This is a genomic window from Aliiruegeria sabulilitoris, assembly GCF_001558155.1.
In the GTDB taxonomy this organism is placed as follows: domain Bacteria; phylum Pseudomonadota; class Alphaproteobacteria; order Rhodobacterales; family Rhodobacteraceae; genus Tropicimonas; species Tropicimonas sabulilitoris.
The window spans coordinates 48828-70900 of the sequence record NZ_LOAS01000001.1 but is presented as its reverse complement, the minus strand read 5'-3'; the positions used below and the strand labels follow the sequence as shown (position 1 = coordinate 70900).

General features: G+C 63.4%; 18 protein-coding genes and 1 pseudogene. 13 read left to right on the top strand and 6 right to left on the bottom strand.

What is annotated here, in order from left to right; all coding sequences use genetic code 11:
* Positions 1-40: 40 nt before the first annotated feature.
* Positions 41-982 (bottom strand): D-ribose ABC transporter substrate-binding protein, encoded by a 942-nt coding sequence (locus AX756_RS00285; protein ID WP_068308075.1) that lies wholly within the window; start codon positions 980-982, stop codon positions 41-43.
* Between the two features lie 438 nt (positions 983-1420).
* Here AX756_RS00285 and AX756_RS00280 point away from each other — a divergent pair, with 438 nt between their 5' ends.
* From AX756_RS00280 to AX756_RS00265, 4 genes are all read left to right on the top strand, one after another.
* Complete coding sequence (locus AX756_RS00280; RefSeq protein WP_068307267.1) at positions 1421-2884, top strand: L-fucose/L-arabinose isomerase family protein; 1464 nt, start codon at positions 1421-1423, stop codon at positions 2882-2884.
* A 90-nt stretch (positions 2885-2974) separates the two neighbouring features.
* On the top strand, positions 2975-3808 hold the full coding sequence (locus AX756_RS00275; RefSeq protein ID WP_331457752.1) for a transketolase: 834 nt from the start codon (positions 2975-2977) through the stop codon (positions 3806-3808).
* Positions 3805-4764 (top strand): transketolase family protein, encoded by a 960-nt coding sequence (locus AX756_RS00270; protein ID WP_068307265.1) that lies wholly within the window; start codon positions 3805-3807, stop codon positions 4762-4764. Before AX756_RS00275 ends, AX756_RS00270 begins: the two co-directional genes overlap by 4 nt.
* 29 nt (positions 4765-4793) lie before the next feature.
* Positions 4794-6266, top strand: a complete 1473-nt coding sequence (locus tag AX756_RS00265) for an FGGY family carbohydrate kinase (RefSeq protein WP_068307263.1) — start codon at positions 4794-4796, stop codon at positions 6264-6266.
* Positions 6267-6305: 39 nt separating this feature from the next.
* Here the strand turns inward: AX756_RS00265 and AX756_RS00260 are convergent, their stop codons facing one another.
* The 3 genes and pseudogenes from AX756_RS00260 to AX756_RS26310 all read right to left on the bottom strand — a co-directional run.
* Positions 6306-7202 carry an HAD-IIA family hydrolase gene (locus tag AX756_RS00260; protein ID WP_068307261.1) on the bottom strand — a complete coding sequence of 299 codons (897 nt, stop codon included), beginning with the start codon at positions 7200-7202 and terminating at the stop codon, positions 6306-6308.
* 107 nt (positions 7203-7309) lie between these two features.
* On the bottom strand, positions 7310-7723 hold the full coding sequence (locus AX756_RS00255; RefSeq protein WP_068307259.1) for a DUF3830 family protein: 414 nt from the start codon (positions 7721-7723) through the stop codon (positions 7310-7312).
* A 182-nt stretch (positions 7724-7905) separates the two neighbouring features.
* Positions 7906-7980 (bottom strand): annotated as a pseudogene (locus AX756_RS26310) (hypothetical protein); the annotation flags it as partial.
* Between the two features lie 280 nt (positions 7981-8260).
* Here AX756_RS26310 and AX756_RS00250 point away from each other — a divergent pair.
* Positions 8261-13084 carry an NAD-glutamate dehydrogenase gene (locus AX756_RS00250; protein WP_068307258.1) on the top strand — a complete coding sequence of 1608 codons (4824 nt, stop codon included), beginning with the start codon at positions 8261-8263 and terminating at the stop codon, positions 13082-13084.
* 87 nt (positions 13085-13171) lie between these two features.
* Here the strand turns inward: AX756_RS00250 and AX756_RS00245 are convergent, their stop codons facing one another.
* Positions 13172-13987 carry a sugar phosphate isomerase/epimerase family protein gene (locus AX756_RS00245; RefSeq protein ID WP_068307256.1) on the bottom strand — a complete coding sequence of 272 codons (816 nt, stop codon included), beginning with the start codon at positions 13985-13987 and terminating at the stop codon, positions 13172-13174.
* 251 nt (positions 13988-14238) lie between these two features.
* Here AX756_RS00245 and AX756_RS00240 point away from each other — a divergent pair, with 251 nt between their 5' ends.
* The 4 genes from AX756_RS00240 to AX756_RS00225 all read left to right on the top strand — a co-directional run bounded on the left by AX756_RS00240 (position 14239) and on the right by AX756_RS00225 (position 17110).
* Positions 14239-14580, top strand: coding sequence for a hypothetical protein (locus tag AX756_RS00240; protein WP_068307254.1), 342 nt, complete (start codon positions 14239-14241; stop codon positions 14578-14580).
* Positions 14581-14738: 158 nt separating this feature from the next.
* Entirely contained in the window at positions 14739-15158 is a 420-nt protein-coding gene (locus AX756_RS00235; RefSeq protein WP_068308068.1) for a DUF411 domain-containing protein, read from the top strand.
* Between the two features lie 93 nt (positions 15159-15251).
* On the top strand, positions 15252-16640 hold the full coding sequence (locus AX756_RS00230; protein WP_068307252.1) for a multicopper oxidase family protein: 1389 nt from the start codon (positions 15252-15254) through the stop codon (positions 16638-16640).
* Positions 16637-17110 (top strand): c-type cytochrome, encoded by a 474-nt coding sequence (locus AX756_RS00225; RefSeq protein ID WP_068307250.1) that lies wholly within the window; start codon positions 16637-16639, stop codon positions 17108-17110. Before AX756_RS00230 ends, AX756_RS00225 begins: the two co-directional genes overlap by 4 nt.
* A 45-nt stretch (positions 17111-17155) precedes the next feature.
* On the opposite strand, the gene AX756_RS00220 is transcribed toward AX756_RS00225, so the two are convergent.
* Positions 17156-18340 (bottom strand): cytochrome-c peroxidase, encoded by a 1185-nt coding sequence (locus tag AX756_RS00220; protein ID WP_082738848.1) that lies wholly within the window; start codon positions 18338-18340, stop codon positions 17156-17158.
* Between the two features lie 172 nt (positions 18341-18512).
* Between AX756_RS00220 and AX756_RS00215 the strand changes: the two genes are divergently transcribed.
* From AX756_RS00215 to AX756_RS00200, 4 genes are read left to right on the top strand one after another with little or no spacing between them, the layout of a single operon-like run.
* Positions 18513-19766, top strand: a complete 1254-nt coding sequence (locus AX756_RS00215; RefSeq protein WP_068307247.1) for an imelysin family protein — start codon at positions 18513-18515, stop codon at positions 19764-19766.
* 52 nt (positions 19767-19818) lie between these two features.
* On the top strand, positions 19819-20058 hold the full coding sequence (locus tag AX756_RS00210; RefSeq protein WP_068307244.1) for a (2Fe-2S)-binding protein: 240 nt from the start codon (positions 19819-19821) through the stop codon (positions 20056-20058).
* A gap of 1 nt (position 20059) precedes the next feature.
* Positions 20060-20545 carry a bacterioferritin gene (bfr, locus tag AX756_RS00205; protein WP_068307242.1) on the top strand — a complete coding sequence of 162 codons (486 nt, stop codon included), beginning with the start codon at positions 20060-20062 and terminating at the stop codon, positions 20543-20545.
* Position 20546: 1 nt separating this feature from the next.
* Positions 20547-22073, top strand: coding sequence for a di-heme oxidoreductase family protein (locus AX756_RS00200; protein ID WP_068307240.1), 1527 nt, complete (start codon positions 20547-20549; stop codon positions 22071-22073).

Here is a 22073-nt window from a genome sequence, read left to right as displayed (position 1 = left end):
CGGCGCGTTCGGGAGAGCGCGCCGGGGTGTCGTCTGGATATCAGTTCGCCAGGGCGAAGGTTTCGAGATTGGAGGCGTTGTCGCCGTTGATCAGCACGCAGTCCATCAGCTGCTTCTCTTCAGCACCGGTCGAGCCGGTCTTGATATACATGTCGGCTTGCTCGACGGCGAGCTGGGCCTGACGGTAGGCGGGCTGCAGGACGGTCGCCTTGATGCCACCCTCGAGGATCGAGTCGCGCACATCGTTGGAGCCGTCAAAGCCGACGACGATGACGTCTTCACGGCCGGCGGCCTTCAGCGCCGCCCAGGCGCCCATCGCCATGGTGTCGTTGCCCGAGATCACGCCCTTGATGTCGGGGTTGGCCTGCAGCATCGTTTCCATGACCGTGTAGGCCTCGGTCTGGGACCAGTTGGCCGATTGCTGGGCGACCATTTCCATGTCCGGATACTGGTCGATTACGTCATGATAGCCGGAGGAACGGATGCCGGCATTGGTGTCGGATTCGCGGCCCAGAAGCTCGGCATACTTGCCCTCTTCGCCCATCAGGGTCACGAACTCCTCGGCGCCGACCTGTGCGCCCTGGTAGTTGTTCGACACGATCTGGCTGACGGCGACACCGGAGGCGGTGATTTCGCGGTCGATCAGGAAGGAGGGGATGCCGGCGTCCTTGGCGCGCTGTACGGCAGAGACGGTGGCGTCCGCGCCGGCATTGTCGAGGATGATCGCCTTCGCGCCGCTGGCGATGGCGCTGTCGAACAGCTCGGACTGCTTGTTGGCATCGTCGTCATGCACCATCACGACGGTGTCGTAACCCAGCTCCTTGGCTTTCGCCTCGGCGCCGATGGCTTCGGCCTTGAAGAACGGGTTGTCGTGGCTCGGCGTGATGATGGCGATGAGGCCTTCTGCGGCGGCGAAGCTCGGCAGCGCGCCGGCGATACCGAGGGCCAGCGCGGATACAAGAAGTCTGCGGTGAATATTCATGAGTTCCTCCATATGAACAGCCGTCCCCCGGGAATGGGGTGGCTCCTCCGCCGTTACCAGAGTATTTTTTTCGACTTATGTCAAATAATTTCGTTTTAAGAGCATTCTGGTAAGACATGCGAGATATCGAAAGAAGACCAGCGCAAGTTCGAAAGCTGTTGAATAACAAGGGGAGAGCTGCGTGTTTCGTCTGTCGATGCCTTCTTGGTGCGAGATAGGTAGCGTATTCGCCGATACAGTGGCCTGTACCCATCTTGGCGCGTAAGGAACTTGAATTGGCTGATTCGAGATTGATTCGCGCGTTGTCGCTTGTCATTCCATTTGCAAAGCTCACAAAACGATAGTATACGAAAAAAATCAAAAGAATCCACAGCCCCACCCGCATTCAAGCAAAAAAGGTTAGGCTGCGGGGAATCGCGAGCCGGAGGAGCAAGCAGAATGACGAACAACGCGACGCGCAAGGTGACCCTCGGGGTCGTGATCGGCAGCCGGGCCTTCTTCAATGGTGCGCCCTGCAAGGCGGCCCGCGACGAGGTTCTGGCGCATCTGGAGCGGCTCGGTGTCGGCGCGGAGATCCTGCCCTTCGAGGCGACGGTCAACGGCGCGGTGCAGTCGGTCGAGGACGCGAAGCTTTATGCCGCGCATTTCGCCGGCAAGCGCGGGGAGATCGACGGGCTTGTCATCTGCCTGCCGAATTTCGGCGATGAGATCGCGGTGTCCGAACTTGTCAACCGCGCCAGGCTCGACGTGCCGATCCTGCTGCAGGCGAGCAATGACGAAATCGACAAGGTCGACGTGCATTCCCGCCGCGACGCCTTCTGCGGCAAGCTCTCGGTTGCCAACAACTTCTACCAGTACGGCGTGCCCTTTACCGAGACGACCTCCCATACCTGCGATGTCTCCAGCGAAGAATTCGGCGCCGACCTGGATCGGTTTGCCCGCGTCTGCCGCACCGTTCGCGGTCTGAAGAACGCCCGCATCGGCGCAATCGGCGCGCGGACCGGTCCGTTCCAGACCATGCGTTTCTCTGAAAAGCTGCTGCAGGATAGCGGCCTGACCGTGGTCACGGTCGATCTCTCCGAGATGATCGCCGCGGCCGCCGCCATCGCGGATGACGACGCGGACCTCACCGCCAAGCTCGCCGCGATCAAGGCCTATGGCACCATTCCCGGCCACATCACCGAGGTCCAGATCGCCAAGCAGGCCAAGTGGTCCCTCGCGGTCAACCGCTGGATCGCCGAGAATGAATGCGATGCCTCCGCCATCCAGTGCTGGCGTTCGCTTCAGGACAATTTCGGCTGCGCCACCTGCCTAACCATGTCGATGATGGGCGAGGAATTGATGCCCTCGGCCTGCGAGGTCGACGTGATGGGCGCGATCTCGATGTACGCGCTGACGCTGTCTGCCGGCACGCCTTCCGCGATCCTCGACTGGAACAACAACTATGCCGACGAAGTGGACAAATGCGTCTGCACCCATTGCGGCAACTATCCCAAGCAGTTCATCGGCGCGACGCCGGAGGTGGGCGAGCTCGACGTGCTCGGCGAGACGATCGGGCGGTCGAAATGTTTCGGTGCGGTGAAGGGCAAGGTCCAGCCCGGGCCGATGACCTTCTTCCGGGTGTCGAGCGACGATCGCGCCGGCACGCTCAAGGCTTATACCGGCCAGGGCGAGTTCACCGCCGACCCCTTCCCGATGGATGGCGGTATCGCGGTGACGCAGGTGAACCGGCTGCGCGAATTGATGGGTTTCGTGACGCAGAACGGTTTCGAGCACCATGTCGCCATGGTCCGCGGCCATCACGCCGAGATCGTTGCCGAGGCAGTCACCCGCTACATGCGCTGGCCGCTCTACAACCATGACGCGCCCGCGGTTCCAACACTCACCTGGCCGGCCCGCTGATCGGCCCCGCGCGGCAAGACGTACAATAACTGTCCTCGATCACGGGCGAGCCGGCGAGCAAAGCCGCCCGAATGGAGGAGGTCCAATACCATGGAGACCGAAATGAATACCCAGGATCTTCGAAGAATGGCCAACAAGATCCGCCAACGCGACCTGAGGGCCGTCTTCGAGGCGGGCGCCGGCCATATCGGCGGAGAGATGTCGGTGATCGACATTCTCACCGCGCTTTACTTCCACGTCCTGCGGGTCGATCCGGCCAATCCGCTGGATCCGCAGCGCGACCGGTTCGTGCTCAGCAAGGGGCACACCGCCTGCGCGCTCTACGTGACGTTGGCGGAGAAGGGGTTCATTCCCAAGGAGGAGATCGAGACCTTCCTGCAGCCGCATTCGCGCCTGAACGGTCACCCGAACCGCACCAAGGTTCCGGGCGTGGAGACCAATACCGGCCCGCTCGGGCACGGGTTGCCAGTGGCGGTCGGCATGGCGCTCTCGGCCAAGCTCGACGGGGCCCCGTGGCATAGCTTCGTCGTCACCGGCGACGGCGAAATGCAGGAAGGCAGCAACTGGGAGGCCATTGCCTCCGCCGCCCATTACAAGCTCGACAACCTGACCTTGATCATCGACCACAACCGGCTCCAGCAGGGCGCGCGGCTGGCCGAAACCAATAACCTCGCGCCCTTCGCACCGAAGCTCGAAGCCTTCGGCTGGGCCGTGCAGGAGATCGACGGGCACAACATGGACGAGATCGTCGCCGCGCTCTCGCCCGAAAAGGTGGTGGCCGGAAAACCGGGTTGCATCGTCGCCCATACCAACAAGGGCCACGGCATCTCCTTCATGTCCGACAACGTCGCCTGGCACCACAAGGTGCCCAGTGCCGAGCAATACAAGCAGGCCATGGCCGAACTTCAGGAGGCTGCACAATGAACGCCCCGACCGCGAAAGAGACGCTCCATGATTGCCGCGACGCCTTCACCGAAACGCTCGAGTCGATGGCGGCAGAGAACAACGACATCGTCGCCGTCTGTAACGACTCGGTCGGCTCCTCGAAGCTGACCGGCTTCCGCGACCGCTTCCCGGATCGGCTGATCAATGTCGGGATCGCCGAGCAGACCCTCGTCGGGGTCGGCGCGGGCCTCGCCAATGGCGGCAAGATCCCGTTCGTCTGCGGCGCGGCCTGCTTCCTGACGGGCCGGTCGCTGGAACAGATCAAGGCGGACGTCGCCTATTCCGATACCAATGTGAAGCTCGTGGGTATCAGCTCCGGCATGGCCTATGGAAACCTCGGCCCGACCCACCATTCCACGGAGGATTTCGCCTGGATCCGCGCGATCCCGAACGTCGCCGTCGTCGCTCCCTGCGACAATGTCGAAACCGCGGCGGCTGTGGCCTTTGCCGCCGAGTTCAGGGGACCGATCTTCCTGCGGCTCAGTCGCGTCGGTGTTCCGCAGCTTCTGCCGGACGGGCACACGTTCGAACTCGGCAAGGCCAACCTGCTGCGCGACGGCTCCGACGTCACGATCATCGCCAATGGCACGCTGACGCATCGCGCGATGAAAGCGGCCGAGATCCTTGCCGCCGGCGGCATCGAGACGCGCGTGCTCAACATGGCCAGCGTCCGCCCGATCGACGAGGAGGCCATCATCGCGGCCGCGAAGGAGACCGGCGCAATCGTCACCTGCGAGGAACACACCATCTTTGGCGGGCTCGGCAGCGCGGTGGCCGAGGTCGTGACAGAAAACGCCCCGGTCCTGATGAAGCGCCTCGGCGTGCCGGGCATCTTCCCTCCGACGGGCTCGGCCAATTTCCTGCTCGACGAGTTCGGCATGTCGCCCGATGGTATCGCGACGACGGCAAGCGACCTGATCAAGCGGAAATCGTAAACGCAGGGCAGGAAAGGGAGGAAGCCGTGATGCAACGAGCGGTTCTGGCCATCGACGAAGGCACCACGAACAGCAAGGCAATCCTGGTGCTGGAAAGCGGCGAGATCGTCGCGCGCGGCTCCTGCCCGGTAGAGACACGCCACCCGCAATCCGGCTGGGTGGAACAGGACGCGCGGCAGGTCTGGTCTAGCACTGTCGCCGCGATCGGGGAATGCCTGTCCAACGGGCCGGAAGTGGAGATCGTCGCCATCGGCATTTCCAACCAGCGCGAGTCGATCATGATCTGGGACAGGCAGACCGGCGCGCCGCTGGGGCCGCTGGTCACCTGGCAATGCCGCCGAACCGCCGCTGCCTGCGAGGCCCTGAAAGTCGCCGGACAGGAGGATGAGGTGATCGCCCGCACCGGCCTGCCGCTCGACCCGTTATTCCCGGCTACCAAGGTCGGATGGCTGCTTGAGACCCACTGCGCAGGCAAGCCGGCCGGGGATATCTGCATCGGCACGGTCGATTCCTGGCTGATCTGGAACCTTTCCGGTGGCAAGGTGCATGCCTGCGACGCCTCCAACGCCGCGCGGACCCAGCTCTACAACATCGCAGATTGCCAATGGGACGAGACGCTCTGCAGGCTCTTCAAGGTTCCCATGACCGCCCTTCCGCAGGTGCACGATTCCTCCCACGTCTTCGCCCGGACCGAGGGCGTTGACGGCCTGCCGGACGGGGTGCCCGTCGCCTCGGCGATCGGCGACTCGCACGGGGCGCTTTTCGGCCACGGCGCCTATCATCCTGGCGATGGCAAGGTCACCTTCGGCACCGGCTCGTCGGTGATGACGACGCTGCCGGAATTCATCGTGCCGCCGACGGGGCTTACCACCACCATCGCGTGGTCGCTCAACGGCAGGCCGACCTATGCCTTTGAAGGCAACATCCTGGTTAGCGCCTCGATCCTGCCCTGGACGGCGGAACTGCTTGCGCAGAAAGATGTTACCGCCCTGCTCGAACTCGCCCAGACGGTGGACAGCACGCTGGGCGTCACCCTGGTGCCGGCGCATGTGGGCCTGGGATCGCCGCACTGGAACGCCAACGCGCGCGGGTTGATCTGCGGGCTTTCCTTCAACGCCGGCAAGGCGCATCTTGCCCGCGCCGCGGCCGAGAGCATCGCCTTGCAGGTCGCCGACGTGTTCGAGATCGTCACGCAGAATTCGGGCCAGGGCATTGCCCGGCTTTTTGTCGACGGTGGCCCGAGCCGAAACCCGTTCCTGATGGGGATGGTCGCCGATTTCATCGACCACCCGGTGATCGTGGGCGAGAGCACCGAGGCTTCCGCCCAGGGCGCCGCCTATCTGGCGGGACTGGCCATCGGCCTCTGGCCGGATCTGGAGACGCTGAGCGCGCTGGAGGAGCATGGACGCGAGATCGCACCGACCATTTCGGCGACAGACCGGGAAAGGGCCCGGTCGGCCTGGCGGATGGCAATCACGCGGACAACGCTTGATTCCGCGTAGTCACGACAATCTATCCGCTTTCCCAAGGCTGGCCCGCCTTCAGGGCCGCCGGATCACGTAATCCGGGGCAATCCCGGCCGTCTCCATTGCGGGGCGCGGATCGGTTCCCGCAAAGAAACCGTATTCGGCTACAAGCGCCGAGGCGATCCCTGCGGTCTGTGCGCCGAGGATGTCGGTGTGGAGGCTGTCCCCGACCATGAGGATCCTGTCGCGCGGATACTCGCCGCCAAGCCGGGCGAAGGCCAGCTCGTAAATATTGGAGAACGGCTTGCCGAAGAAACGTGGCGAGATGCCCGTTCTGTCGGCCAGCCGATGGGCGAAATATCCCGGTTCGAACGAGAAGCCGCTGTCGCCGGGGGCAACAATATCCGGGTTTCCGACCCAGACCTCACGCGGATTGGCCCGCAGGGCGGCCTCCAGCAGGGCATGGCGGGCCTCGGTCCATGCGCCGGCGCCAATCAGCAGGAATGCCTCGACTTCGGCATAGGGCGCGGGGTCTTCGGCGAGGAAGATCAGGTCGATCTCTTCCAGGTCGGCCCGGCCCAGAGCTTCGGTCGCCATCACGCCCCAGCGACGGGGCGTTTCGGATCGGACGGCGCCCAGCAGCGCCTTGCGGCTGGTGACCACGTCTTCAGGGGCGAAGACATAGCCGAGCCGGGCGTATTTCTGCATCAGCAGTTCGTGCGGAAAACCACCGGCGTTCGAGACCACCATGACGCGCTTTCCCGCAGCCTGAAGGTCCGCGACGCGGTCGGGCGTTCCGGGAATGGCGGCGTTGCCGATGTTCAGAACGCCGAAGGCATCCAGCAGGAACACGTCGAACGCGTCGGCGATGTCGGCCAGCGTTTCGGCATGGCGCGGGCTCCCGCCGCGCACCGGACCCGGCATACGCGCGCGGGCGGCCTCGTAGGAGGCAAAGGCCTGTTGCGTTGTCATTGTCACGTGAGTGCCTCCCGCTTCTGGGCCGAGACCTATTCGCAGGCCCCCATGAACACAATGATCGCCAAGGGCTTCACGATGCCGCGCCAAGTGTTCCCGGCTGCTCAGACCTCCTCGAAGAGGATCTCCTGCGCGCCTTCCCAGAGCACCCTGGGCCCGATTTCGGCGAGTTTGTCGAGATTGGAGGTCAGAGTGATGAAGTGGTTGCCGGCAAGCTGGCCCATCTTGGATTTGAAATGCACCCCGCCATAGGCAAGCAGGATCTCGGTCTCGGAGATGCCGCCCGGGTAGAGGACGAACTGGCCCGGGGCCGGAAAGCTGGTGTGGTTTTCGTACTCGACACCGAAATCGGTCTCGCCGAGCGGGATCCAGACGCCTTCGCCGCTCCAACGGACATGCACGACCTGGCTCTTGTAGGGAAGCTGCGCGCGGAAGGCGGCGACGGTTTTTGGCGCGGCGGCCTCTTCGAATTTCGCGTCGAATTCGATTCCGGAGATGGTGACTTTGAGCTTGGACATGGGAATTGCCTCTTGAGTTTCAGTCGATGCGCCCGAAAAGCCGCGACAGGCCGATAAGGCGCGAAACCTTCAGGACGGAGCGGTTGGCGACGGTGGAGGCGCCGAAGAGCGGGACGCCATAGGGGATTCACCGTACCGATGGCGCAGTTGGCGATCCCCAACAAGGAGAAATGGATCGGGCCGCCTCCCATCTGAGCGGCCATCGGCGACAACACCGGGACGATGATTAAAATCGCGGCAATCGTCGCAAGAAACATGCCGACAAAGCGGAAGAGCTGTTTCGCGATGATCCGGCAGACGAACCGGTTGGAGGATGCAGCCTGGGAACCGGGCGACCTGCGCGCCCGCAGTCGGGCCTCATTCTGGAGCCTGCAACAATACGACACGGCGCATCTTCGGCTAAGCACCGAATGAAACTTGATGTTCAGGCATCTACCGCGCATCGTTCGGATTACCCGCCAGTGAGTGGACGCCGGTCATGGATCGGCATCTGCCCATATGGGGAGGACGGCGGGGGCAGTTTCCCGGGAGGATGAGATGACAATGACCGATGAGGAAATGTTCAGCGACAAGCTTCAGGAGGTCCGCGAGATCGCTGCAGAGCGCCTTGACGGGGCTGATCGGGAGAGTTTTCTCGAAGCAATCGACCTGCTGCTTTCCCGGTCATCGCCGGAGGATCTGAGAGGGCGGGACTCTTTCGAGATATACGGCTCGGCGCTGGCGCTATGGAAATTCGCGGCCCGGCGCGAGGCCGGCAAGGTCCGGGTGCGGCTGTACAACCCGCGCATGTCCGAACATGGCTGGGAATGCTCCCATTCCGTTCTGGAAATCGTCAATGACGACATGCCGTTCATTGTCGATTCCCTGACGTCCTATCTCACGGTCCAGGGCCTCACGATCCATTCGCTGATCCATCCGCTGATGACCGTCCGGCGCAATGCGGCGGGCGAGCGGATGGAAGTTCTCTCCCCCGGTTGCGAAGGCGGGAAACGGGAATCCCTGATCCAGGTACAGATCGACCAGATTGGCGACGAGGAGATGCTCGACCGCTACGAGGCCGAGATCCGCCAGATCCTGGCCGATGTTCGGGTTTCGGTCGAAGACTGGAAGCCGATCCTGAACCGCCTGGTCGATGTGACCGAAAGCCTGAAGAAGGCGCCGACCGATGGGGAAAAAAGCGTCACCGAGGATGTTGTCGAATTCCTCGAATGGCTGGCCCAGAACCATTTTACCTTCCTTGGCTATCGCGAATACGAAAATGCGGCTGACAAGCCCTCCCTGCAGCAGGTCAAGGGCACCGCGCTGGGCCTGATGCGGGATCCCAAGTTCACGGTCCTGCGGGACCTGCACGGGAATTTCGCTGACTGGTCGCCGGAGATGGATGCCTTCATCACCGACGTTTCGCCCTTGATGATCATCAAGGCCAACCGGCGGTCCACCGTGCACCGCTCGACCCATTTCGATCTGATCGGGGTCAAGCAAATCGACCGCAAGGGCGTGGTGACCGGGGTGCATCTGTTTGTCGGCCACTTCACGGCCGCCGCCTATAACCGAAGCCCGAAATCGATCCCGCTCCTGCGCCACAAGGTGGATCGCCTTGTCGAGCGCTCGGGCTTTGCCCCTGACAGTCATGACGCGAAGGCCCTGGCGCATGTTCTGGGCACCTATCCGCGCGATGAGCTGTTCCAGAGTTCCGATACCCAGCTTTTCGAGAATGCCATGGGCGTTCTGCACCTGGCGATCCGGCCGCGCACGCGGCTGTTCGTCCGGCCGGACCGGTTCGGGCGCTTCGTGTCCTGCCTCGTTTTCGTTCCGCGCGAGCGCTACAACACGGAGTTGCGGCAGAGGGTCGGGGACATCCTGGCCGAGGAATTCGACGGGCGGGTCGCGACCTGGACCCCGTCCTTCGGGGACGAGGTTCTGGCGCGCGTGCATTACGTGATCGCGCTGGAGGGGACGGTGGCGTCCAGATACGACGTTGCCACCATCGAGACCCGCATCCTCGACGCCGTGCGCGACTGGAGCGACCACCTGCGTGACGCCCTGATCGAACGCAAGGGGGAGTCCGAAGGCAACCGGCTGCACGCGCTCTATGGCGCCGGCTTCGGCGCTTCCTACCGCGACGAGTTCAGCGCGGTCACCGCGATCTCCGATATCGAGAAGATGGAAAGCCTGAATGGTGACAGTGGGCTGGAGCTGAAATTCTACCGCCGTCTGGAAGACCCGGAGAGCAAGGCGCGTTTCAAGCTCTACCGGCTGGGCCGCTCGGTGCCGCTCTCCGATTGCCTTCCCATCCTTGAGAATATGGGTTTCCGTATTCAGGAGGAGCACCCGTTCTGGGTCGAGCGCGGCAATGACGTGATCTGGATCCACGATTTCCACATGCAGTCGGCCACTGGCGGCGAGGTCGACCTGTCGGAACTGCGCTCCAAGCTCGATGAGGCATTCGCCACCCTCTGGGCGGGCAAGGCGGATGACGATCCGCTGAACAGGCTGGTTCTGGTGGCCGGGCTGACCGTGCGCGAGACGGCGCTTCTGCGGGCCTATAGCGGCTATCTGCGACAGGCGCGGATCCCGTATTCCATGCCCTACATGCAGGATGCGCTGATCGAGAACCCGCATATCGCCTGCAAGCTCGTCGATCTGTTCTATGCGCTCTTCGATCCGGTCGCCTTTAGCGACAGCGACAAGCGTCTGGCGGGGGCCGAGAAAATCGTGGCCGCGATCGAAGCCGCGCTGGAGGAGGTGGCCAGCCTCGATTTCGACCGCATCCTGCGCCGCTTCTGCAACGCCATCCAGGCGACGCTGCGCACCAACTATTTTCAGCGCGACGCGGAGGGGCAGATCAAGCCCTACATGTCGTTCAAGTTCGACTGTTCGAAGCTGGAAGACCTGCCCCTGCCGCGTCCCTGGCGCGAGATCTTCGTCTACTCGACCCTGGTCGAGGGGGTGCATCTGCGCTTCGGCCCGGTGGCCCGTGGCGGGCTGCGCTGGTCCGACCGCAAGGAGGATTACCGCACCGAGGTGCTCGGGCTCGTGAAGGCGCAGCAGGTCAAGAACGCGGTGATCGTACCCGTGGGCTCCAAGGGTGGTTTCCTGCCCAAGACCCTGCCCATCGACGGCACCCGCGACGAGGTCGTGGCCGAGGCGGTCCGCTGTTACCGGATCTTCCTGTCCGGTTTGCTGGATCTGACCGACAATATCGTCGGCGCGGATGTGGTCCCGCCCCAAGGCGTGATCCGGCACGACCCGGACGATCCCTATCTCGTGGTAGCCGCCGACAAGGGCACCGCGACCTTCTCCGATTACGCCAATGCGCTGGCGACCGAATACGGCTTCTGGCTCGGCGATGCTTTCGCCTCCGGCGGCTCGAACGGCTATGACCACAAGGGCATGGGGATCACGGCGAAGGGCGCCTGGGAAGCCGTCAAACGGCATTTCCGAGAGCTTGGCCACGACACCCAGACCCAGCCCTTCACCGTGATCGGCTGCGGCGACATGTCGGGCGACGTTTTCGGCAACGGGATGCTGCTGTCGGACCAGATCCGGCTGGTGGCGGCTTTCGATCACCGGGACATCTTCATCGATCCCGACCCGGACCCGACGGCCAGCTTCGCCGAGCGCAAGCGGCTGTTCGATCTTCCTCGGTCGAGCTGGAAATCCTATGAAACCAAGCTGATCTCGAAAGGCGGCGGGGTGTTCTCGCGCAGCGCGAAATCCATCGCGATCACGCCCGAGATCAAGGCCCTTACCGGTTTGACCGCCGCCCGGGTGACGCCCTTCGAGCTGATCAAGGCGCTTCTCAAGGCACCGACGGACCTGCTGTGGTTCGGCGGTATCGGCACCTACATCAAGAGCGATGCGGAGACCCACGCCGATACCGGCGACCGGGCCAACGACAACGTGCGCGTCAACGCGAAGGAGGTGAAGGCCCGCGTGATCGGTGAAGGCGCCAATCTGGGGGTGAGCCAGCCCGGCCGCGTCCAGCTTGCCAAGGCCGGCGTGAAGCTCAACAACGATGCCGTCGACAATTCGGCCGGCGTCGATTGCTCCGACCACGAGGTCAATATCAAGGTCGCCCTCGGCGCCGTCGTCGATGCCGGCGACATGACCGAGAAGCAGCGCAACAAGCTTCTGGCCAGCATGACCGACGAGGTGGGCGAGCTGGTTCTGAAGACCAATTACCACCAGACGCTGGCAATCTCGCTGGACGAAGCAGCCGCACCATCGTTGCTCGACGAACATGAGCGGTTCATCCAGTCGCTGGAAGCGCAGGGCAAGCTCGACCGCAATGTGGAGTACCTGCCCAGCGAGGAGGAACTGGCCGAGCGGCGCATGGCCGGGCTTGGCCTGACCCGTCCGGAAATCTCGGTGTTGGTGGCCTATGCCAAGATCGATATCTTCTCCGATCTGGTGCAGTCGGAGGTGCTCGACGACCCCTACATGGAGCGCTTCCTGATCGACTACATGCCGACACCGCTACGGAAAAAATACGGTGATGCCCTGCGCGAGCACAGGCTGCGCCGGGAGATCATCGCAACGGTCGTGGCGAATATGTTGGTGAACGAGGGCGGTCCGACCATGCCTTCCCGCCTGAGCGAGGATGCCGGTGTCTCGATTGGCGAGGTCGTCAAGGCGTTCATCATTACCCGCGAGGTGTTCGGCCTTTCCGATGTCGCCGCGGAAGTGAACGCGCTCGACAACAAGATCGCGGCCTCTGTGCAGATCGAGATCCACCGGGCGCTGTCAGAGATGCTCGCGGCACAGAGCCAACGGCTTCTGAAGGACAATTGCCAGGCCATCGGAGAGGCGATCGAACGCTACCGTCCCGGAATCGCCGAGATCGCCTCCATTGCCGAGACGGCGGTCAGCGCCTTCTCGCGCGACCGGCTCGCGTCGCGGACGACCGAGCTGATCGAACAGGGCGCGCCGGAGCATCTGGCCAAGCGCGTGGCGTTGTCGGAGCTGCTCGGCGGGGCAATCGACATCTTCGACGTGGCGGGCAGCCAGGGCCGCGACGTGCGCGATGTTGCGGCGAGCTATTTCGCGGCCGGGGCCCGGTTCAGCCTGGACTGGCTGCGCTCCTCTGCCCGGAAAGTCGAAGTTTCCGATCATTGGGAGCGCATGGCCGTGGCTCGGCTGATGGCGGATATGCGCGTTCACCAGACGAATATCGCTGCCGCTGCGCTGGCTATTGCCGATGCGGAACCCGGAGAGGACAGCATCGCAAAGTGGATAGAGCAGAACAGCCATCTGACGCATCGGGCGGACAAGCTGATCGAGGAGCTGCGCTCCGGCGGCCCGCTCACCGTCTCCAAGCTGGCGGTCGCATCCTCGCACTTGACGATGACGGCGAGCTGACACGGCTGCGGAAAAGTATCGCGCCCCGTTTTCAGGCGGGGCGCGAAGGATTCAAGCGAAGTGCCTTGACCGGGCAGATGCGGGGCGTCAACGCCCTTCGACGAACTTGCGGCCTGCGGCGACGGTGCGTTCCAGCCAGGGCTGCTCCTGCGCCATCGCGTCTTCCAGCGAGGTGCCCAGCGGCAGCCAGTGCTCGACGATCACGCTCATATCCTTGTCGCAATGGGCGAGCTGGTCGAGGATCCACGGGATATCCGCGCGGCCTTCGCCCAGCGGCACGCCACGGATACGGAAGCCAACGCCATAGGGGTCGGGCTCGATCACGTAATCCTTCAGGTGCAGGTTGATCGTGTAGGGCGCGAGCATGGTGATGGTCTCTTCGGGCCATTCCTTGGCGCAGATCGAGTTTGCCACGTCGAGGCAGACACCAAGGGCGTCGCTGTCCACCGCATCAAGCAGTTGCACCATCAGCGGGGAGGGGTAGTTGAAGTGGTTCTCGATGGCGATGCGGACACCTGCGGCCTTCGCATCTTCGACCAGCGGGCGTAGCTGGTCGGCCAGTGCGGCCACGGGCTGTTTCGCATCCTCGGCATCGAGCGCCACGCGCAGGATCTTGGACGAGATCACCTTGCAGATCTCGATATACTCGGCGACCTGCTTGGCGTTGAAGCACTGGGTGCCAACCTCCAGCGTGATCCCCTTCTCCTTGGCCAGCGCGGCCAGACGCGCCAGTTCCTCGGGCGAAAGGTTCTCGAGCGGCATGTTGTCGGCATACTGGATGAGGTCGAGCCCCAACGCCTCGGCCGCTTCCAATACGTCAAATGGTGTCATCGGCGTCTCGGGCACCTGGTCCTTGATACCGATGTTCCAGCGATACGCGTAGCTTCCAAGCCCAAGGCGCATGAGACTTCCTCCGTAATCACGCGGCACGGTTGTGCCATTTTGACAAATTCTACGGCAAGCGCATCGGGGTCGAAACAGGAAGCTGCCGCGATCATGTGAAGTTCTCCTTAGCGGGTGATTAGTTTTTGACGGTTCTCGTGCTTCGGCGGCGGCAATACCCGCAAGAGCGCAGGTTCTGCCGCTTGCCGACTGCCGTGGTTGTGATGCCGGAGATGTCGACATTTGTCCTGTCTGTGAGCATACTCGCTCCCATGACGCGTGTGGCTCGCATATTCAGCGCCTGCCTGATCGCCGCCTTTTTCCTCGGGCTGGTGACCCAATCCGCGTCTGCCGGTATGATGGACCTGTCCATGGATATGGCAGTCAGCCAGAATGCGGAAATGAACCACGCCCCCTGTGTCGGCTGCGATGACGACGGGATGGATGGGCAGTCCGATTGTGACGGCGCTTGCGGCATGGCGGAAATGGTGGCCTTGCCGGTCGGCTGGACCGGCCCAAACGCGGCCGCTTCCGGTGAGTTTTCCGATCTTGCGCCGAGATTCCGCAATCGCGACGACCCGCCCGCGCGAACGCCGCCCCGCGCCATTTCCTGATGGAATGACCCGCGCCCGGAACCGGCGCGGATGACAGGATCGAGCAGGGGCTTTGACGGCCCCGATGGCGTCGATCCCAAATCAACGGAAATGAATGGACATCGCGCGATCCCGGCTTTCCCGGCATGTTCGCCGCGATGTTTCAAAGGGAAAATATCATGAAGAAACGTATGTTGGCCGCCCTCATGCTGATTGCCACACCGGCCATGGCGGCCGAAACGGTCACCGTCTATCGCGACCCCAGCTGCGGCTGCTGCGAGCTGTGGGCAGATCACATGGCGGACCGTGGCTATGACGTGAAGATCGTGGATGACACCGACGTCGCCGAACGAGCAATGGCCGCCGGTGTGCCCGAGGAGGGCCTGTCCTGCCACCATGCCGAGGTCGGCGGCTACCAGGTGCATGGCCATGTTCCCGAGGAAATCATCGCCCGCCTTCTGGACCAGAGGCCTTCGGTGACCGGGATCGTCCTTCCCGGCATGCCCGAGAACTCCCCCGGCATGGCGCGCGAGAAATACGGCACGCTCAAGGTCTATTCCTACGGACCGGGCGGAATTGAGGTCTACTCGAATGAATAAGTTTCAGATCGGCTCAACGTATTGCCGTATTCTGCGGAACCGGGTTCCAACGCTGACGACAGGTGGAGCAAACGAACAAGGGGCGGACAAGCGATGATAACACGCAGATCCCTGCTCGCTGGCGCCGGTGCGCTCGCCGCCGCGCCGTTCATGCCCGGCCGGGCGTTTGCGTCCACGACGCACGAGACTTTGGAAGCCGCGCTTGCGAAGGTCCAGATCGCGCCCGAAGGCTACCCACAGACCGAGATCTGGAGCTATGGCGGAACCGTGCCTGGCACGGAGATCCGGGCGCGGCAGGGCGAACGACTCCGCCGCCGGCTGGTCAATTCGCTGTCCGAGCCGACCTCGCTGCATTGGCATGGCATCCGCATCGACAATGCGATGGACGGCGTGCCGGGCGTGACACAGGAAGCGGTCCCGCCAGGTGGCACGTTTCTCTATGACTTCGCGCTGCCCGATGCGGGCACCTACTGGTACCACTCGCATAACCAGTCCTATGAACAGGTTGCGCGTGGCTTGCAGGGGGCGCTCATCGTCGAGGAGGCGGAGGCGCCGGACGTCGACCGGGACGAGGTTCTCGTGCTCGACGATTTCCGCCTCGATCCCGAGACCGGGCAGATCGCCGGTTTCGCCAACATGCATGATTTCAGCCATGGTGGCCGCGTCGGCAATATCACGGTGACGAATGGCATCTTCAACAAGACGCTCGACGTCAGGCAGAACGAACGCTTGCGCCTGCGCCTGATCAACACGGCCAATGCGCGGATCTTCGAGTTGCAGCTTGAGGGGCTGGAAGGTTGGGTGGTGGCGCTGGACGGTATGCCGCTCGAGCAGCCGCAGCCGATCACCGAGACTTTCCTGTTGGCCCCGGCTCAACGGGCTGACCTCATCGTCGATGTGACAGCGGAGGAGGGGGGCGAGGCGCATCTGGTGCGCCTTGAGCGGGAAGACGGGTTCAGCCACGTGTTGTTCAACGTGAAAGGTCGGGCTGCCGAAACCCGCCGTCCAACGCCCATGCCCTTGCCGCCGAATCCGGACATGGCCGTGACCGGGCTCGAAGACGCCCTGCGCAGCGACTTGCGCATGGAGGGCGGCGCGATGCGCGGTTTCGCCTCGGCGCAGATGAACGGGCGCGAGGTCGGGTTCCGCGAGGCCGCGCAGAGCATGAAATTCTGGGCGATGAACGGGATGGTTGACATGCCGGAGGTGCCGCTTTTCGTGGCCGAACGTGGCCAGACGGTGCGGGTGGCGATGCGCAACGACACGATGTTTCCCCATGCCATGCACCTGCACGGGCACCACTTCCGGGAGGTGCTACCCGGCGGCGGTCTTGGCCCGATGCGGGACACGCTGCTCATGTTCGCAGACGAGCGCCGAGAGATCGCCTTCGTGGCCCATAATCCCGGCGACTGGGTGTTCCATTGCCACATGCTCACCCATGCAGCCTCGGGCATGATGACCCGGATCAAGGTGCTGGCATGAGAGCGGTGGCCGTGCTTGCCGGTGCCGTGGTGGCCGGCGCTGCGGCATGGATCCTTTGGGGAGCAAAGGCGGAGTCCTTCGGCCAGCCGGAGAAGGTCGATATCGAGGCCGGTGGGGCGCTCTACCAGGAGAACTGTGCCGCCTGCCACGGTGCCGATCTCGAAGGCCAGACGGAGGACTGGCGCTCTCCGGGCGAAGACGGCCTGCTGCCCGCACCGCCCCATGACGAGACCGGGCATACTTGGCACCACGGCGACATGCTGCTCTTCAACTACACCCGGCTCGGGGGCAAGGCGACGCTGGCGCGGCAGGGGCTGGAGTTCCAAAGTGGCATGCCGGGGTTTGGCGACAGCCTGTCGGATCAGGAGATCTGGGACATCATCGCCTATATCAAGTCGACCTGGCCCGAGCGGATGCGAGAAATCCAGGCGGTGCGGACGGAGGCAGAACGCCAGCAAAAACAGCAGTAGCAGAGGCAGCGCGCGGCGGGATGTGCCGCGCCGCGCGCTCCCGGCTCATTCCGGCTCAAGAAGGTGTTCGTAGCGCGCATCCGTGAGGGTGCGCAGGAATGCGACGATGGCGTCGGTCCGCTGGTCGTCCAGCGCGGGGCCGTGCTCCAGCTCGTTCAGCGAGAGCGTCCCGTCGACTTCCGGCGCGCGCCAGGGCTGACCGGTTTCCGGGTTGATCTGGCGCGCCCCGGAGCGGGAATTGTACTTGTCGTAGAACAGCACAACGGTCCGCAGGTCTTCGAAGACGCCGTTGTGCATGTAGGGGCCGGTTACAGCCACGTTGCGTAGGGTCGGCACCTTGAACTTGCCTGCCTGCTGCGGGTCGTCGATGGCCGGGTTCTGCAATAGCCCGGTATCGACGTATTCCGCATCCACACCGTTGATTTCCCGCAGGACGCTGTTCTCGGGCACGCCGATATTGTGGAACTCGTAGTTGGAGAAGGTCTCCCGTGGGTCGATGGCGCTGCGGGCGAGTTGGTGACACATGGCGCAATTGGTGAACTGCTGGGAGAAGAACAGCACCCGGCCCAGCTCTTCCACGTCGGTGAGCGTCGCCTCGCCGCGAAGGAACCGATCATACTTGGAATCGAACGGGGCAAAGCTCTCCGTCTGCTCGAAGGCGGCGATGCTCTGGGTCATAGCGCCATAGGCCGCGTCGGGATTTTCGAAGATCGCCAGACCGAACAGGGCCCGCATCGACGCGACGTAGTCGGTGTTTTCCTGCAGGCGGTCCACCACGCTCGCCTTGTCCGGTATTCCCATCTCGATCGGGTTGAGCGGCGGGCCGCCGGCCTGTTCGGCAAGGTCCATCGCGCGGCCATCGTGGAATTGCCCGCCCTTCCAGCGCCCGGCCTTCTCGTCGAAATGGAACTCGGGAGAGAACATCGCATAGCCCGCGCTGGGGGCGTTACGGTCTCCCAGGGAAACGCCGTCATCCCCAAGGGACACAGCGCGTGCGGGGCCTTCGCCACGGTGATCGACAAACCCCGCTGAAGGGTCGTGGCAGCTGGCGCAGGCCTGGCTGCGGTTGCGCGACAGCTCGGTGTCGAAGAAGAGCGCTTCGCCCAACGCCGCTTGTGTCGGGTAAGCCTCATCGGCGGCGGAAATGCTGGCCCCACAAAGTGTGGCCAGAAGTGCCACGCGCGCTGTGCGGCCGGCTTTCGTCGATCGGGCGGATCGGTTTTCACGCATCTTGAATGTCCGCTGTGCTGTTTCTCGTTGTCCCGTTCTTGCCTCCTTTAAGGGGCATTTTCCGGGCATTGGAATTGCGCGAGGTCAAAAGCCGACAAAAAAAGTCAAAAATGGTTTCCGAGTGAATTAGTCTGATATATTCAACGCTCGGAAAACACGAACAGGGACAGACATGATTCTCCGAACTACCGCCCTTGCGGCGCTTCTCTCCGGCGCTGCTTTCGCGGCCCAGGCCGCCGCCCCTGCCGAGGTTCTTGCCAACTATGCCGACATTGCGCTGGCCGGCTATGAGGATAGCCTTGAGACCGCCAAGGTGCTGAAGGTCGCGCTGGAAACGCTCGTCGCGGAGCCGACCGATGCCAACCTCGCGGCCGCGAGGGCTGCATGGCGCGCCGCCCGCGTGCCGTATCAACAGACGGAGGCCTTCCGCTTCGGCAACCCGGTCGTCGATGACTGGGAGGGCAAGGTCAACGCCTGGCCGCTGGACGAGGGCTTGATCGACTATGTCGCGGGGGATTCCGGTCTGAACGACGAAAACCCCTTCTCTGGCGCCAATCTCATTGCCAACCCGATGCTGGAAGTGTCCGGCACCACGTTGGATGCCAGCACGATCACCCCCGAGCTTCTGCAGGAAATGCACGAGATCGACGGGATCGAGGCCAATGTGACCACCGGCTACCACGCCATCGAATTCCTGCTCTGGGGGCAGGATCTGAATGGCACCGGTCCCGGCGCGGGCGCTCGCCCGGTGAGCGATTTCGATACCGCGAACTGCACGGGCGGCAATTGCGATCGCCGCGCTGAATACCTGCTGGCCGCCGCCGATCTGCTGATCGCGGACCTCGAAGACGCCGTTGCGCTCTGGACGGAAGGCGGGCAGGGACGCACGGATGTGACCGCCGACGACACGCAAGGGTTGATCATGGCCTTCACCGGCATGGGCTCGCTCTCATATGGCGAGCAGGCGGGCGAGCGGATGAAGTTGGGCCTGCTGCTGCATGATCCGGAGGAGGAGCATGACTGTTTCTCGGACAATACCCACGCCTCCCACTACTTTGACGGAAAGGGCATTCAGAACGTCTATCTCGGTACCTATGAGCGGATTGACGGCTCCAAGGTCGAAGGTCCGTCGCTCTATGACGTCGTTGCCACCACGGACAAGGCGCTGGCCGATGCACTGAAATCCGACCTCGAGGATACCATGGGCAAGCTCGGCGCCATCGTCGCGCAGGCCGAGGCAGGCACCGCCTATGACCAACTTATCGGCGCGGGCAATGAGGAGGGGAACGCCATCGTGCAGGCAGCCATCGACGCGCTGGTCGCCCAGACCCGCAATATCGAGCGCGCCGTGGCGGCGGTCGGCCTTGAGGCCATCGCGGTCGAAGGCTCCAACAGCCTCGACGATCCCAACGCCGTCTTCCAGTAAACCTCACCAAAGGGGGCAGCTTCCGAGCTGCTCCCATCGCCGGGAACAGCCCATGATCGTTTGCCACTGCCAGAACATCTCGGACCGCGACATCCATGCCGCCATCGACTGGATGCGCGCCTCGGATCCGGCCGCGATCATCACACCCGGCAAGATCTACCATGCCCTTGGAAAATCGGCGGATTGTGGCGGATGCATGCCAGTTTTCTTGTCTACCATGCGGTCCAATGGCAACTTGGAAATACCTGCCACACTTCGCAACCTGCGAAGTCCAGCACGAAAGGAAGCCTGATATGAAGGGCGACAAAAAGGTTATCGAGTATCTCAACCGGGCGCTGCGCAGCGAGCTCACGGCAATCAGCCAATACTGGCTGCATTTCAAGCTGCAGGAAGACTGGGGCCTTGGCAAAATGGCGGCCAAGAGCCGCGAGGAAAGCATCGAGGAGATGAACCATGCCGACGAGCTGATCGGCCGGATCCTTATGCTCGAAGGCCATCCGAATCTCCAGAAGCTGGACTCACTGCGCATCGGCGAGACTCCGAAGGAAACGCTGGAAGCCGATCTCGCCGCCGAGCATGAGGCCCACGCGCTCTACAAGGAGGCCCGCGAGTATTGCCAGAAAGCGGGCGACTACATCTCGATGGAGTTGTTCCAGAAGCTGCTCGGCGATGAGGAAGGCCATATCGACTTCCTCGAAACGCAGCTGGATCTGCACAAGCGGATCGGCGCGGAGCGCTACGCCCAGCTGAACGCCTCGACAATGGACGAGGCCGAGTAAGATGCACCACGCCGTCGCGGCGCTGGCCGTCGCGACCGGCCTGATTGCGCCCCGGATCGCCCCCGCCGACGGGTGGGGGGAGCCGCATCTGAAGGTGGTTCCTCCTACGCTGGCGGAGGCGGAACGCGTTCGGCATGTGCTGGCCCCCGTGGAGGCTTTCGACCGTGCCGAGCAGTTCGAAAACCGCTCCGCCGGGGCAGCGACCCACTTTGACACCCGCACGGCAACACCCTTTTCCCTGCCTTCGGCCAATATGGACAAAGCGCGCGAGATGGATTTCCGTCTTGGCAACGGCTTTTTCGAAAAGCTCTGGGTCGCCTCTCCCTCCGCGACCACCGCCAGCGACGGCTTGGGGCCGCTCTATAACGGTCGCGGCTGCAAGTCCTGCCATTTGCAGGATGGCCGGGGCCACCCGCCGGACAGTCCCGACGATTTCGGCGTTTCGATGGTGTTGCGCCTGTCCGTCCCGCGGGAGGCATCGGACCTGACCGCCGACATTCTGGAGTACCGGCCCAACGCGCCCGAGCCGCGCTACGGGCTGCAACTGCAGGACAAATCCGTTGCGGGTTTTCCTGCGGAGGGGCGTGCGCGTGTCGAGTACACGGAGTTTCCGGTTGCCTATGCCGATGGCAGCGTCGAGACTCTCCGCAAGCCCGGCTATTCCATCCACCAAATGGGATACGGCCCGCTTCACCCGGACGTGCAGATCAGCCCCCGCGTGGCGCCGCCCATGATCGGGCTGGGGCTGCTCGAAGCGATACCGGAGGCCGACATCCTTGCCCATGCCGATCCCGAAGACCGCGATGGCGATGGGATCTCGGGCCGTCCGAACCGGGTCTGGTCGCTGGAATATCGCCAATGGATGCTCGGGCGGTTCGGCTGGAAAGCTGGGCAACCTACGCTTGCGCAGCAGGGCTCGGACGCCTTCGCGCATGATATCGGTATCTCGACGCCGCTTCACCCATACCACTGGGGCGATTGTACGCCGGCTCAGGAGCATTGCCGCACGGCCCCGCACGGTTCCACCGGCAATGACGAAGCGTTGGAGATCCCCGCTATCGGTCTCGACCTCGTGACCTTTTACACCCGAAACCTCGCCGTGCCCGCCCGAAGGCAGGTGGACGCGCCATGGGTTCTGCAGGGGAAAAGGCTGTTCCACGAGGCCCGCTGTGCGGCTTGCCATAGCCCCAAACACGTCACGCACCGGCTCTCCGACCAAACGGAGCGGAGCTTCCAGCTGATCTGGCCCTATACCGACCTGTTGCTGCATGACATGGGCGCGGGGCTGGCCGACAATCGCCCTGAATGGGAGGCGACCGGGCGCGAATGGCGCACGCCGCCACTCTGGGGGATCGGGCTGACCGAAGCTGTCTCAGGCCACAGCTATTTCCTTCACGATGGCCGGGCGCGCTCGTTGAGCGAAGCGATCCTGTGGCATGGCGGCGAGGCGGAAGCTGCGCGAGAAGCCTTTCGCACGATGACCAATTCCGAGCGAGATGCGCTTATTTCCTTTCTGGAGTCCCTTTAG